At 69.7% G+C, this 14221-nt stretch carries 12 protein-coding genes; 3 read left to right on the forward strand and 9 right to left on the reverse strand.

Annotation, left to right across the window (positions count from 1 at the left end):
* Nucleotides 1-56 precede the first annotated feature (56 nt).
* The 8 genes from V3328_RS13610 to V3328_RS13645 form a co-directional block, all read right to left on the reverse strand.
* On the reverse strand, nt 57-1760 hold the full coding sequence (locus tag V3328_RS13610) for a dipeptide ABC transporter ATP-binding protein (RefSeq protein ID WP_340330220.1): 1704 nt from the start codon (nt 1758-1760) through the stop codon (nt 57-59).
* Nucleotides 1761-1806: 46 nt separating this feature from the next.
* Entirely contained in the window at nt 1807-2346 is a 540-nt protein-coding gene (locus V3328_RS13615) for a hypothetical protein (RefSeq protein ID WP_340330221.1), read from the reverse strand.
* A gap of 128 nt (nt 2347-2474) precedes the next feature.
* The gene (locus tag V3328_RS13620; RefSeq protein WP_340330222.1) at nt 2475-2852 is read right to left on the reverse strand and encodes a glyoxalase superfamily protein; all 378 of its coding nucleotides are present in this window, start codon (nt 2850-2852) and stop codon (nt 2475-2477) included.
* 140 nt (nt 2853-2992) lie between these two features.
* Nucleotides 2993-4123 (reverse strand): acetylornithine deacetylase, encoded by a 1131-nt coding sequence (gene argE, locus V3328_RS13625; protein WP_340330223.1) that lies wholly within the window; start codon nt 4121-4123, stop codon nt 2993-2995.
* Between the two features lie 14 nt (nt 4124-4137).
* Nucleotides 4138-5208, reverse strand: coding sequence for a Glu/Leu/Phe/Val family dehydrogenase (locus V3328_RS13630; protein WP_340330224.1), 1071 nt, complete (start codon nt 5206-5208; stop codon nt 4138-4140).
* 61 nt (nt 5209-5269) lie between these two features.
* A complete protein-coding gene (locus V3328_RS13635) occupies nt 5270-5995 on the reverse strand; it encodes an alanyl-tRNA editing protein (RefSeq protein WP_340330225.1) in 726 nt (241 codons plus the stop codon).
* Nucleotides 5996-6112: 117 nt separating this feature from the next.
* On the reverse strand, nt 6113-6943 hold the full coding sequence (locus tag V3328_RS13640) for an AraC family transcriptional regulator (RefSeq protein ID WP_340330226.1): 831 nt from the start codon (nt 6941-6943) through the stop codon (nt 6113-6115).
* A 90-nt stretch (nt 6944-7033) separates the two neighbouring features.
* Nucleotides 7034-8704, reverse strand: a complete 1671-nt coding sequence (locus V3328_RS13645) for an acyl-CoA dehydrogenase family protein (protein ID WP_340330227.1) — start codon at nt 8702-8704, stop codon at nt 7034-7036.
* A 207-nt stretch (nt 8705-8911) separates the two neighbouring features.
* Between V3328_RS13645 and V3328_RS13650 the strand changes: the two genes are divergently transcribed.
* The 3 genes from V3328_RS13650 to V3328_RS13660 are packed head-to-tail and all read left to right on the forward strand — an operon-like array spanning nt 8912 to nt 12227.
* Nucleotides 8912-9952, forward strand: coding sequence for an alpha-ketoacid dehydrogenase subunit beta (locus tag V3328_RS13650; protein ID WP_340330228.1), 1041 nt, complete (start codon nt 8912-8914; stop codon nt 9950-9952).
* The gene (locus V3328_RS13655) at nt 9949-11001 is read left to right on the forward strand and encodes a thiamine pyrophosphate-dependent dehydrogenase E1 component subunit alpha (RefSeq protein WP_340330229.1); all 1053 of its coding nucleotides are present in this window, start codon (nt 9949-9951) and stop codon (nt 10999-11001) included. Before V3328_RS13650 ends, V3328_RS13655 begins: the two co-directional genes overlap by 4 nt.
* On the forward strand, nt 10998-12227 hold the full coding sequence (locus V3328_RS13660) for a dihydrolipoamide acetyltransferase family protein (protein WP_340330230.1): 1230 nt from the start codon (nt 10998-11000) through the stop codon (nt 12225-12227). The genes V3328_RS13655 and V3328_RS13660 overlap by 4 nt, the downstream gene beginning before the upstream one ends.
* Here V3328_RS13660 and V3328_RS13665 read toward each other — a convergent pair.
* Entirely contained in the window at nt 12172-14124 is a 1953-nt protein-coding gene (locus V3328_RS13665; RefSeq protein ID WP_340330231.1) for a glycosyltransferase, read from the reverse strand. The two genes, V3328_RS13660 and V3328_RS13665, sit on opposite strands and share 56 nt — an antisense overlap.
* Nucleotides 14125-14221: the final 97 nt, after the last annotated feature.

The following is a 14221-nucleotide window of genomic DNA, read 5'->3' on the forward strand; positions in this document are numbered from 1 at the left end:
ACGCCGCCTCCCGCGGGAATATGCCCGCGCGAGCATGGCCGGCACGAGCCGGGGGGCTAGCGCCTGGCCTCGGCGGTCTCGGCGATGATCCGTTCGGCCTCCTGCGGATCGAGCCTTGGCGGGTGCCAGTCCCGGCCGGGGGCGGCGTCGAGCAGCATCCTCGTATAGGGATGCTTCGGGGCGCTGAAGACCTCCTCAGCGGTGCCGTATTCCACCATAACGCCCTTCTCCATGACGGTGATGTAGTCGGAGATCTGGGCGGCGACGCGCAGGTCGTGGGTGATGAAGATGATCGCCGTGTCCAGCCGCCGCTGCAGGTCGTCGATCAGCCGCAGCACCTGCTTCTGGACCGACAGGTCGAGGGCGGAGACGCTTTCGTCGGCGATCACCACGTCCGGCTCCATCGACAGCGCCCGGGCGATGCCGATGCGCTGGCGCTGGCCGCCGGAGAAGTTGCGCGGATAGCGGTCGTAGGCGTCGCGCGACAGGCCGACGAGCTCGAGCAGCTCCAGGGCGCGCTCGCGCGCCTCTTCCTTTCCGACGCCCATCAGGATCGGCCCGCGGGTGATGATCCGGCCGACTCTGTGGCTCGGATTGAGCGAGCCGAAGGGATCCTGGAAGATCATCTGGATCTCGCGCCGCGCGGTCTGCAGGTCGCGTCCGCCGAGCGCCAGGAAATCGCGCTCGTGGATGAAGACCGTGCCCTCCGTCGGCTCGGTCAGGCGGATCAGCGCCTTGGCGAGGGTCGACTTGCCGGATCCAGATTCGCCGACCACCGCCAGCGTCTCGCCGCGCCGCAGAACGAAGCTGGCGTCGTTGAGCGCGTGCACCTCGCGGCTGCCGTCGCTGTAGACCTTGTGCAGCGAGCGCACGTCCATGATCGGCGGATCGTCGCGGCCGAGGTCGGGCTGGCGCGCCGTCTCCAGCGCCGGCATCGCATCGACCAGCATCCGGGTGTAGTCGACGCGCGGATGCATCAGCACCTGCTCGGCCGGACCCTCCTCGACGATCTCGCCCCAGCACATCACGGCGACGCGGTCGGCGATGTCGGCGACCACCCCGAAATCGTGCGTGATGAACAGCGTGCCGTTGTCGTAGATGCCCTTCAGCTCGGCGATCAGCGACAGGATCTGGCGCTGGGTGGTCACATCGAGCGCCGTGGTCGGCTCGTCGGCAATCAGCACGTCCGGCTTGCAGGCGAGCGCCATGGCGATGACGACGCGCTGGCACTGCCCTCCCGAGATCTGGTGGGGATAGGAGTCGTAGATGCGCGCCGGCGTCGGCAGGTGCATCTGCTCGAACAGCGCCAGCGTCTGTGCCTTGCGGTCGGCTGCGGCGATCTCGGGGCGGTGGAACTGGAACACCTCGTCGACCTGCTTGCCGACCCGCATGGCCGGATTGAGCGCGGCCATCGGCTCCTGGTAGATCATCGCGATCCTGGCGCCGCGCATCTGCCGCAGCTCCTCCTCGGAGAAGCCAAGGACATCGCGGCCATTGAACAGGATCTCGCCGCTGGTGATCGTCAGCCCCGGCGGCACGGCGTTCATGACGGCGCTGGTCATCACGGACTTGCCGGAGCCGGATTCCCCGACGATGCACAGGATCTCGCCGCGCCTGAGCGACAGCGAGACATCCTTTACCGCGTAGCGACGGTCGGCCTTGCGCGGCAGTTCGATGGTGAGGTTCCTGATCTCCAGGACCGGGCGGTCGGTGTCCGGGCTGTCGGTGCCCCTGCCGTCGCTGTCATCCCCGTCGGTCATCCGCGCTCCGTCCGTCTGTCGCTGCCGTCCGTTGCCGCGGTCCGGCTCAGGACCGTCCGGCGGCATCCGGCAGCGGCCGTGGCGCCGGGCGCTGCCAGGACCGGTTGATCGCCTGCTGCTCCGCTTCGATGCGCTCCATCACCACGGCAAGTCGGCGCGCCGCAGACGTCAGATCCGCCGGGTTCTGGCCCTCGAGCATCAGGAACGCGTAAGAATCGAGCGCCGTTCCATCCCTCCGACGCGCCGCCCGGATCACCCGCATGATCGCCCGCTCGGGATCGAGCACGCTGCGGCTGCAGACCGGACAGGCAGGATCCGAATAGGCGAGCGGGCTCCTGCGGCCGCCGCGGATCGCGGCCATTACCCGCGAGATCGCGGCGAAGAACAGCGGTCCGCGCTCCTCGCCGAGAATGAGTTCCGCCCTGGCAATCGCCGTTTCCCAGCCGAGGCAGCTGTTCTTGCCGTAGCCGATGCACAGCCAGCGCACCTGCTCCAGCGCCAGCGTCTCGAGCCAGTCGTAGCCGCAGTGGACCACGGGCGTCGCCGGCACCCCCGCATGTCCGGGGCTGTGATGGTTGTCGTGCATGTGCCGCTCTCAAATATGACTTTTTCTTTCATATTTAAACGCGCCGCAAATGGCAAGCCGCCGCGGCGGCGGGCGAACGGAGGCGGTGCGGATCAGGGCGGCCGGACGCGGACACGGGCCGCGGGCGATCAGAGCTGCTGGCCGACGTCGATCCGGTTGCCGTCCGGGTCCTCGAACACGAAGGCGCGCAGCCCGTAGTCCTGGTCGCGCAGTCCCTTGACGATGCGAAGTCCGTGGGCGCGGCACAGGGCGTGCAGCGCGTCGACGTCCTCGACCATCATGTGCGCGATGTTGAAGGGTGCCGCGGCGCGGTCCTTCTGGAGGGTGAGATGCAGCTCGGCGGCGTCGCGCTTCAGGATCATGAAGCCGACGGGCTCGCCGTTCTCGAATACCTTCCGGAAGCCCAGGACGCCGGCATAGAACGCTTCGGCCCGGGCCATGTCGGCAACGGGAAGGGTCGCGGCGATCCGGCCGAACCGGAAGCCGGGAATGTCTGCGGAGGACATGGGATCGGTCTCGCTCTTGGGACCTCGGCTGGCGAGGCGCGGACGGTGCCGTGCCCTCGGACCGTGTCCTGGAAAGGTCGACGAGACGGTGCTCGATATGGCCTCCGGCTAGCTAGCAGACGCCGCCCGCGCGGTAAAGGTCAGCCTGGCGAGGCCGCCTGCCCTGCCGACGCCCAGGTCGCGACACGTCCGAGAAAGCGCGTGGCGGAGTCGATCTGTTCCACGGCGATCCATTCGTCGGGCTGGTGGGCCTGCTCGATCGAGCCCGGGCCACAGACCAGGGCCGGAATGCCGGCGTCCCGGAAGAAGCCGGCCTCGGTACCGAACGGCATCATCGCCGAGGGGCCCAGGCCGCCGCAGGTCTCGACGATGGCGATCGCCTCGTCGACGGGATCACGCGGCAGCGGAGGGACCCAGGCCACGACCTCGGTGGCATGGCCGACGTTTGCCGGCGTCATGCGGGCGATGAAGGCCTCGATCATGCCCCGCAGGCCGGCGACGTCCTCGTCCGGCGCAGGCCGGAACTCCCAGATGACCTTGCAAAGGTTCGGCACGATGTTCATCGCGGCGCCGCCGTCGATGCGCCCGACGTTGAAGGTCGTGCGGCCGGCCCGCCGGGCGCCGCCCTCGCTCATCGAACGCAGCATCGCGACGAGCGCCGAGGCAGGATAGATCGCACTCGCTCCGGCGCTCGGATCGCTGGAATGGGCCGCCTTGCCGGTGAAGGTGGAGCGGAAGCCGCAATAGCCCCGGTGTCGGTCGCCGATCCGCATGCCGGTCGGCTCGCCGATGATCGCCAGGGCCGGCTTCGCCTCGTGGCGCAGCATGTCCTCGATCAGGCGGGGAACGCCGAAGCAGCCGATCTCCTCGTCGTAGCTGAGGGCGATGTGGATGGGTCGCTTCAGCTCCGCCTCCGAAATCCCGGCAACGGCAGCCAGGCAGCAGGCGACGAAGCCCTTCATGTCCGCCGTCCCGCGACCGTAGAGCCGCCCGTCGCGCTCGCTGAGCGTGAACGGATCCGTCGACCAGTCCTGCGAATCGACCGGCACCACGTCGGTGTGGCCGGACAGCACCACGCCCGCGGCGTCGGCCGGGCCGAAGCTCGCCAGGACGTTCGCCTTGGTGCGGGTATCGTCGTAGGTCACCCGAACCCGTGCATCATGGCGCTCCACGTGGGCGACGACCCAGTCGACCAGTTCCAGATTGGAACGGCGCGAGGTCGTGTCGAAGCCCACAAGCGCGTCCAGGACCGCAATCGCCCCCGCTTCCATCCTGCCGGCCCCGGTCAGGTGGCCAGCGCGGCGGCATTGCGCGCGCGGGCGGCGCGAAGACGCTGGCCGGCAATATCCATCGCCGCCGCCTCCGTGGTGATGGCGTCCGCGTCGGCCCGCTCGAAGATCGCCTGCAGGGTCGTGGCGATCCTGGCGACCCTGCGGTCGACGAGGGCCTGGTCGAATCCGTCGATCTCCGAGGCGACGCGGATCATGCCTGCGGCGTTGATGACGAAATCGGGCGCATAGAGGATGCCACGGTCGCGCAGCCGGAACCCGTGCTCCTGCCGGGCAAGCTGGTTGTTGGCCGCGCCGCCGACGATGCCGGCCCTGAGGGCGTCGATTGTCCCGTCATCGATGATGGCGCCCATCGCGCAGGGGGCGAAGATGTCTGCATCGGCCGCATAGATCGCCTCCGGCTCGACGACTCTGGCGCCGTACGCGGACGCGGCCTGCGCCGCCCGGCCCGGGTCGATGTCGGACACGACCAGCGCGGCGTCGGCGTCGGCAAGGAGGCGGCACAGGTGCCAGCCGACATTGCCGAGCCCCTGCACCGCGACGGTCCTGCCGGCCAGCCGGTGCGATCCCCAGCGGTACCGGGCGGCGGCGCCGAGACCGATGAACACGCCGAGCGCCGTCGTCGGCGAGGGATCGCCGCTGCCGCCGAGTTCGGCCGGCAACCCGACGACGTGACGCGTCGTCTTGCGGACCTCGGCGAAGTCGTCAACCGTCGTGCCGACGTCCTCCGCGGTGACGTAGCGCCCGCCGAGCCGGTCGACGGCCACGCCCATCGCGCGCAGCAGCGCCGGCGTCTTCGCGGTCTTCGGATCGCCGATTATGACGGCCTTGGCGCCGCCGTAGTCCAGGCCGGCCGCCGCCGCCTTGAAGGTCATCCCGCGCGACAGCCGCAGCACGTCGCGCAGCGCCTCTTCCTCCGAGGCATAGGGGTACATGCGGCAGCCGCCGATGCCCGGCCCGAGCGAGGTGTCGTGAACGGCGATGATGGCCCGCAGCCCGCTCGGCGCATCGCTGACGAACACCACCTGCTCGTGGTCGGCGAAGGATTCTGTCGAGAAGACGGTCATGTGCAGGTCTCCGGATAGGCGAATGGCAGTCTAGGCCTGCGGCCGGTAGGGCCGGACGGGATCAGACGGAGGCGGCGAGCCCGATGCGGATCCGGCGGTTGCGGCGCCCCTTGTTGTCGATCTTCAGGATGCGGACGGGACGCGATGCGCCTGTCGAGGCGAGATGGGTGCCGCCGCAGGCCTGCCGGTCGAGGCCGACGATCTCGACGACGCGGATCCTGCCGTCCGGCGTCGGCGGCGGTGCGACCGAGCGCGAGCGGATGAGGCCCGGCTCCTCGAACGCCTCGTCCTCACCGACATACGTCTGGCGGACGATCAGGTCCTGCCGGATGGCGTCGTTGATCTCGGGTTCGAGCGCCCTCAGCCGGTCGTTGTCGGCCTCGCTCAGGTCGAAATCGATGCGGGCGGTCCCGTCGTCGTTCATCTGTACCCCGGTCACAAGCGCCCCGTCGAAGCCCTGGTAGACGAGCGCGTTGACGATGTGCAGGTCCGTGTGCAGTTCACGCATCAGCTGCCGGAAGTCGGGGTCGACGGCGGCCTCCACGGGACCGGCGGGAACTTCGGTGCCCTCAGGCAGCAGATGCCAGAGCTGACCGCCCCGGGTCTCGAAACCGCTGAGGTCTGCCTCGCCGCCGGCCCAGCGCAGCACGCCGCGATCGGGAAGCTGGCCGCCGCCGCCGGGGTAGAATGGCGTCTCGGCAAGCTGCACACGACCGGGCATGGCGTCGACCACCTCCGTTTCGAGGCTCAGTGTCTCCGGATTGTCCAGACAGAAGTAGCGTGCCATGCCGTCCCCGTCGCTCGAGCTGCGCACCCGAAACCGACGTTCGGGCTCGATTGCCGTGATCGCGATCAGTGTGCCCGGGGCGGGGCGGCGGCTATTGGCCGAAATTGAAGCGCGCGGTCAGTTCCGCACGGCGGTGACCCATTGCAGGGGCGTGATGCCGTAGGAGCGCTTGAAGTGCTTGCTGAGCGCCGCCTGGTCGTAGAAGCCGGCGGACACGGCTGCCTCGGCCAGCGACACCCCCGTCTTCATGGCGGCGATCGCAACCTTCAGCCGGAGCTGGGTGAGATAGGCGTGCGGGGTCAGGCCGGTGCCGCGCTTGAACAGGCCGATGAGTTGGAACGGGTTCAGGCCGATGCCCTCTCCCATGTCTTCCAGGCGCAGCTCCTCGTGGTAGCGGTCCTGCATGATGTCCTGGACGGCCCTGATCTTGCGGCGATCGGAGGCCGGCAGTTCGACGCGGCCCTGGCTTGCCGCGTGGCGGCAGGCGAGCTGCCCGAAGCTGGCGACCAGAAGCTCCGACTGTTCCAGCGCGTCCCGCCCGTCGTCGAGAGCCCTGTGCAGGGCGAGGAAGGCGTCGATGAGGTCGCGGTCGCGGAAGACGTTGTCGGTGAAGTACGGTGTCTCTCCCAGGCCGACCGCCGTCTTCACCGCATCGATCGCCGGTCCGGCGAGATAGAGGCCGCGATAGCACCAGCGACTGCTGCGCGCCATGCGGCCGGAATGCGGCTCGTCCGGGTTGAAGACCAGCAGCACGGTTTCCGTCGCCTCCTGCGTCCTGCCGCGGCTCTTGAACTCCGACCCGCCGACCTCCGTCACCGCCACCACGAAGGCCTCGTGGACGTGGGGGGCGTATTCGTGGGTGGTGAAATCCGCGACGAGGCAGCTCAGGCCCGGCACCTGCGGATCGCGCCAGTATCTGGACCTGTTTCGGGGATCTGTCCGGGGCACGTGATGGTCCTCCGCCTCAAGTCTAGCAAGGATACGGGGCCGGTGCGAGGAGGGCCGCCGGTCCCGGCTACTGCAGTTTCGGCCGCTCGGCTACTGCAGCTTCGACCGGTCGACGATGGCGGCGACGTCGAGGCCGCGCGGCAGGCTGCCGAACGCCCGGTTGGCCAGGCCGTCCAGCCGCGAGACGACGAAGGCGTCCGCCACCGCCGGCGTCGAATGGCGCACCAGCAGCGCCGCCTCGAACACCGTCGCGATCATCGCGGCGAGGTACCGGGCGCGCAACTCCTGGTCGCGCAGGTCGGACAGTTCCGTCTCCAGCGTGTCGATCGCCGTGTCGAGCCGGTTGTCGGCGCCGCGCGCCCGGCCGAGCTCCGCCAGCAGGGCGGCGACCGTATCGGGCTCCATCTGCATGGCGCGCAGGACGTCGAGGCAGATCATGTTGCCGGTGCCCTCCCAGATGCCGTTCAGCGGCGCCTCGCGGTAGAGGCGCGGCATCGGCTGTTCCTCGATGAAGCCGTTGCCGCCGTGGCATTCTACGCATTCCGCCACGAAGCCCGGCGTCCGCTTGCAGTTCCAGTACTTGGCGACCGGGGTGAGGATACGCTCCAGCAGGCGCGCCTCCTCCGACCCCGAACGCGCCTCGTCGGTGGCGCGGGCGAGGCGGAAGCCGAGCGCCGTCGCCGCTTCCGATTCCAGGCACAGGTCGGCGAGCACCACGCGCATCAGCGGCTGCTCGGCCAGCACGCGCTGGAAGGTGCGGCGGTTGTGGGTGTGGTGCAGGGTGAGGTTGAGGGCCCAGCGCATCAGCCCCGCCGATCCGACCGCGAAGTCGAGCCGCGTCAGGTGCGCCATCCCGATCGCGGTGCGGATGCCGCGTCCCTCCTCGCCGAGCAGCACGGCGTAGGTATCGTCGTACTCGATCTCGCTGGAGGCGTTCGAGCGGTTGCCGCACTTGTCCTTCAGCCGCTGTATGAAGAACCGGTTGCGCGTCCCGTCCGGCAAAGACCGCGGGACGAAGAAGCAGCTCGGTCCGGCCTCGGTCCGGGCGAGCGTCAGGAAGGCGTCGCTCATCGGCGCCGAGCAGAACCACTTGTGGCCGGTCAGGCGATATTCGCCGCCCGGCCCGCCGCCGTTCACGGCGACGGCCCGCGTGGCGTTCGCCCTGAGGTCGGAGCCACCCTGCTTCTCGGTCAGCGCCATGCCGATCGTCGCCGCCGGCTTGTCGGCGACCGGCACCGGCCGCGGGTCGTAGTCCTCGGCGAGAATCTTGTGCTCCCATTCGCGCTCGATCGCCGGGACGAGGCGCAGGCTCGGGACCGACGAGTAGGCCATCCCGGTCGGACAGCCGATGCCGTTCTCGATCTCGTTCCAGAGGTAGCTGAGGGCGGCGCGCGCCGTATGGGCACCGGGCTCGCCGGCGGTCCAGGACAGGGAATGGACGCCCGAGCCGAAGGCGAGCTTCATCAGCACGTGGTAGCTCGGATGGAACTCGACCAGGTCGACGCGGTGGCCGAAGCGGTCGTGGGTCCTGAGCACGGGCTCGTGCGCGTTGGCGAGGTGGGCGTGGTGCTGGATCTCTGCGTCGCCCGCCGCCGCACCGAGCTTCGAGGCCCGCCCGGCGACCCACGCGGCGCCCTCGCGGGCGACCGCCTCGCGCAGGATGGTATCGGCCTCGTAGTAGTTGACGCCGGTGAGGGCGCCCGACTGGTTGGTCACCTCGTGCGTGGTGATCGGATAGACGTGTGCTGCCGCGGCCGACATGGCGGTCCTCCCCGCTCGGTTTGTTGCCTGCGGATGCTATCACCGGGGGTTGCGGCCGCAATTGGCGGGAATTGCGCTCCCGCCACCCCCGACAAGAATCGCCAATACCCCAGAAGCTGAGGCCGCTCTTCTGGTCCGGACCTTGGAGAAGACCTTCGTGGCTTTGCGTCCCGAGGGCCCGAGGAGACGACAGGAAGAAGGACGGGCATGGCGGATGACCATCGGTCGGCAGGCTGGTTCGACACGGACGATGCGCCGCCGGTCGGACCGATCGCCGGCGACACGACCTATCTCGAGGCGATCCGCGCGGCGCTCGAGGACGAGCTCGCCGAGGACGACCGGGTGGTGCTGATCGGCGAGGACATCGGCGTGATGGGCGGCGCGTTCCGGGTCACCGAGGGTCTGTGGCAGCGCTTCGGCGACGACCGGGTCATCGACACGCCGATATCGGAGATCGCCATCACCGGCTCCTGCATCGGCATGGCGATCTCGGGGATGCGGCCGATCGCCGAGTTCCAGTTCGCCGACTTCATCTCCTGCGCTTACGACCAACTCGTCAACGAGGCGGCCAAGCTGTACTTCCGCTTCGGCTGCCCGGTGCCGATCGTGATGCGGGCGCCGGCGGGCGGCGGCGTCGGCGCAGGACCGTTTCACTCCCAGAGCCCGGAAGCGGTCTTCGCGCATTGTCCGGGGCTGAAGGTCGTCTGTCCCGGCTCGGTGCAGGACGCCTACGACCTGCTGCGACTGGCCGTCGCCGATCCGAACCCGGTTCTCTACTTCGAGCACAAGGCGCTCTACCGGGCGCTCAGGGGGCCGCTGAGGCGCGGCCGGCCGGACGGTGCGCTGGAGACCGCCAGGATCGTGCGGCCGGGGACCGACCTGACGCTGGTCAGCTATTCGGCCACCCTGTCGAAGGCCCTCGAGGCGGCGCAGCGCCTGGAGGCGGAGGACGTATCCGTCGAGGTCGTCGACCTGCGCTGCGTCAGCCCGATCGATTTCCCGACGATCGCGGAGTCGGTCCGGCGCACGACCAGGTGCATCGTCGCCCACGAGGACACGCGCACGCTGGGGATCGGCGCGGAGATCGCCTCGTGGCTGGCCGAGCACTGCTTCTACGACCTCGACGCGCCGGTGATGCGGGTGACATCGCCCGACACGCCCATCCCCGCGGCGAAGTCGCTGGAGCAGGCGTTCCTGCCGTCCGCCGAAAAGATCGCGGCGGCGGTCAGGGAGTGCATCGTCCAATGACCGCCGCGAAGCAGAAGCCGCGGGCGGCGACCAACACCGACGTGGATCTCGGCCTCAGCCTGCTGCACTGGATGGACCTGTCGCGGGCGATCGAGGACAGGCTGCACGTCATGAAGCGGCAGGGACGGCTTCCCGGCCGGCTGGTCAGCGGCCGCGGCCAGGAAGCGATCCCTGTCGGCGCGACGCTGGCGCTCGAGGCGCACGACATCGTCTGCCCGCTGCATCGCGACCTCGGCGCCAACCTGGTCAAGGGGATCACCCCGACCGAGTTCCTGTGCAGCTATCTGTGGAAGACCGGCCATCCCTCCCAGGGCCGCGACAGCGACGTCCATATCGGCGACCTGCGGCGCGGCATCTATCCGATGATCTCGCACCTGCCGGATTCCTGGCCGGTGGCGCTCGGCTTCGGCATGGCCTCGACCCGGCTCGGCCTCGACCGGGTGACGCTGGCGTTCTGCGGCGACGGCGCGACCTCGACCGGTGCATGGCACGAGACGCTCAACATGTCGGCGGTCTTCCGGACGCCGAACGTCTGGGTGATCGAGAACAACAAGTACGCCTATTCGACGCCGCTCGCGAAGCAATACGCCATCACCTCGCTCGCCGATCGCGCCGCCGCCTACGGGATGCCCGGCGTCGAGGTCGACGGCAACGACGCGATCGCCGTCCACGAGACGGTCAGGCAAGCCGTCGACCGGGCCCGCGGAGGCGGCGGCCCGACGCTGATCGAGGCCCATACCATGCGCATCGAGGGCCATGCCGTGCACGACGACGCGAGCTATGTTCCCAAGGAGCTGATCGCGGAGTGGAAGGCGCGCGATCCGATCGATGCGCTGCGCGGTCGCCTGCTCGCGGCAGGGGTCGAGGCGGAGCGGCTCGAGGCAATTGCGGCGGACAACAAGGCGGCGGTTGGCGCCGCCGTGGCCGCGGCCGAAGCCGCGCCGCAGCCAGAGCCGTCCGGCTCGGAGGAACAGGAGGTGTACGCGCCGCCGTCCGCCGGCGACTGGGTGCTGCCGCCGGCGAAGGATGCGGGAGGCGCGCGGCCATGATCGACGTGGTGATGCCGCAGCTCGGCGAATCCGTCACCGAGGGAACCATCGCCTCCTGGCGCAAGGCCATCGGCGACCCGATCGCCGCCGACGAACCCCTCTGCGACGTCTCGACCGACAAGGTCGCGTTCGAGGTCCCCTCGCCGGGCGCTGGCATCCTGTCGGAGATCCTCGCCGAGGAGAACCACGTGGTGGCGGTGGGGTCGGTCATCGCGCGGATTTCCGCAAGCGGCGACGCCGCGACGGCGCCGGCGGCCCGATCCGCGGCGGAACCCCGGCCGGAGGAGGCGCGGCCTTCCGACGCCAGGCCTCGTCCGAGCCCGCTGGCGCGGCGGCTGGCGCGCGAAAACGCCGTCGATCTGGCGGCGCTGGCCGGCTCCGGCGCGCGCGGCCGGGTGCGCGGCGAGGACGTGCGCCGGGCGATCGCCGTCAGTGTGCCGGCAAGCCCGGCCGAGGCCGCGCGCACCGAAGCACCCGTGCCGGACGGCGACACCGTCGTTCCGTTTTCGGCTGCCCGGCGGCAGATCGCGGCCCACATGGTGCAGTCTGTGCATACTTCGCCGCACGGCTATATCGCCTTCGAGGTCGACTATGGGGCGGTCGAACAGGCGAGATCCGCGGTCCGGGAGCGGTTTCGCGCCGAACAGGGCTTCGGCCTGACCTACCTGCCATTCGTCCTGCATGCCGTGGCGAAAGCGCTGCGGGCCTTTCCGAATATCAATTCCCGGATCGACGGCGATGCCCTGGTCCTCCGGCGACCTATCAACCTGGGGATTGCCGTCGATCTCGACCACCAGGGCCTGGTCGTTCCGGTCATCCGCAACGCCGACGGCCTGAACGTGACGGGGCTGGCGCGGGCAGTGGCGGATCTGGCGAGCAGGGCACGCGGCAACCGGCTGACGGCCGCCGACCTGACGGATGGCACGTTCACGGTCACGAACCCGGGACCGGCCGGCACCTATGTCAGCGTACCGATCATCAACCAGCCGCAGACGGCGATCCTCGCGACGGACGGCGTCGCGCGGCGACCGGCGGTGGCGCGGCTCGCCGACGGGTCGGAGGTGATGACGATTCGCTCCCTCGGCGTGGTCGGTCTGTCCATGGATCATCGCGCCTTCGACGGGGCCTACGCGGCCGCGTTTCTGGCTGCGGTCAGGCAGCGGCTCGAGCTTACCGACTGGAGCGCGGAGCTGTCTGACGGCGGGACGCACCAGGCGCGACGCTAGCCGAGTCCCGTCGTCCGTAGCTGTCCCGGGCGGATGTCATCGCCAGGTCGTTACGCAGTCCGGTGAGGCCGTGCTCGGTCTTCTCCCAGCGGCACGGGTCCCGGAATATCTGCCAGACGGCGCGCGCGGCCGGGAGCGAAATGGTCAGCCAGTAGACGGGCAGCAGCGCCAGTTCCGGCACCAGCCACCACATCGACCGGCCCCGCAGCGCGACCATCGCTACGGCGAAACCGCCGATATAGCCGAGCAGGAGATTGGTCAGCCCGAGCCAGTTCAGGGCAGTGCGGGCGAGGTCGCCGGATCCTGCGAAAATCCCGCCGCTTGCGATCTGCGCGGCGATGATCGCGACAAAGACGGGCTGGACCACCACCGAGAGCACGACGCCGCCGAAGACGGCCTGCATCACCAGAAACCGCGCCATCCCCAGATCGCCCAACAGGTCGAGCGGCGCCCGCATATGGACGATATAGGTCTGGATCCAGCCCTTCAGCCAGCGCGAGCGCTGCAGGAGCCAGGGCCGGAACCTGACGGGAGCCTCCTCCCAGGTGGTCGAGTCGAGCACGTCGCAGCGATACCCCGCTCGGGCGAGCCGCAGCCCGAGGTCGGCATCCTCGGTGACGTTGTAGGCGTCCCAGGCGCCGACCTCCTTCAACACGCGCGTTCGAAAATGGTTGGAGGTTCCGCCGAGCGGCAGCGGCAGACCGAACCGGGCCAGCGCCGGCAGGATGACGTTGAACAGCGACGCGTATTCCAGCGCCATCTGCCGGGTGAACCAGCTCTCCGGCCAGTTGAACCACGCGAGCCGCGCCTGCAGGCAGGCCAGATCGTCGGGTGCGGCCAGCAGACGCTCGGCGGAACGGCGAAGCTGGTCGGGCTCGGGCAGGTCTTCGGCGTCATAGATCGTCAGCAGTTCACCGCGGGCGAATGCCAGCGCGTAGCACAGCGCCTTTGGCTTGGTCCGGGGCCTGGCCGCGGGAACGGCGAGGATCTCGAACTGCGGCGGCAGCTCGAGACGACGCAGCGCCGCCAGAGTGTCGTGGTCGTCGGCTTCGGCGATCAGCTTGATGTCGAGCCTGTGCGGCGGATAGTCGAGCCGGTTCAGCGCCCCGACAAGCGAGGCGACCTGGCCGGCCTCCCGATAGAGCGGCACCAGGACGGTGTAGAGGGGCAGTTCCCGGTCGGCGAGCCGGCGACAGTCGTGCCGCCGCGGCCTGAGGCCGAGGACCGCCGCGGCGACACGGAGGGTCACGGTGGCGAGGAAGAACAGGGCCAGCACGCCCATCGTCACGAGCGCGGCGGTGGTCGGATGGAGCGCCGCCATCGCCGACACGGCGGCGATCATGGCGATCACGCCGGACATCTGCACCGGCGACAGCAGCGGGCTGGCCGACAGCTCGGCCGGCAGGCGGCCGAGCCCGTCCCGCGACCGGTCCAGCAGGGTCGCCCGGCCGCATGCGGCAATGGCATCGCTGAGCGCCTGAGGCGGGGTCACGAAGACGCGCCTGGCCGAAGCGCGGCCCTGCAGCACGCCGATGAACGAGGCCACTTGGGCACCGCGCGGCGCCGCGGCGATCGCCAGGCCGTCGCGTCCGGCAATCTTGAGGACGCCTATCCGCGCCGCAGCCCCGGGATTCTCGGCAGCCAACGGGTCAACGGGTGTCTCGATGCGCACGAACCGGGCGAAACGCGCTCCCACCGCGCCGGCCAGCGCCCGATAGTAGTCGTTCGTTCGCAGCTCGCCGCGGGCGAGGAGAATCTCGTGTGCCGAGGCATTCACCCGGGAGGCCTCCAGGACGGCCGCCTCGATCACGTTGCGCGGCAGCGCTCCGGCGAGAAAAGCGACATCGCTGGGAAGTCCGGCGGCCAGCCCGCGCCGAACAGCGCCTGAAGCAGGCACGCCAGCCCCCTACTGACAACGTGATCCAGCCTCATTATAAGCAGGAGCCGAGCGAGGCTGCGAGCAAAATTTCACGCAGTGGTTGTCTGTACGGTCA

It is taken from the genome of Microbaculum marinum, assembly GCF_037855135.1.
Classification (GTDB): domain Bacteria; phylum Pseudomonadota; class Alphaproteobacteria; order Rhizobiales; family Tepidamorphaceae; genus Microbaculum; species Microbaculum marinum.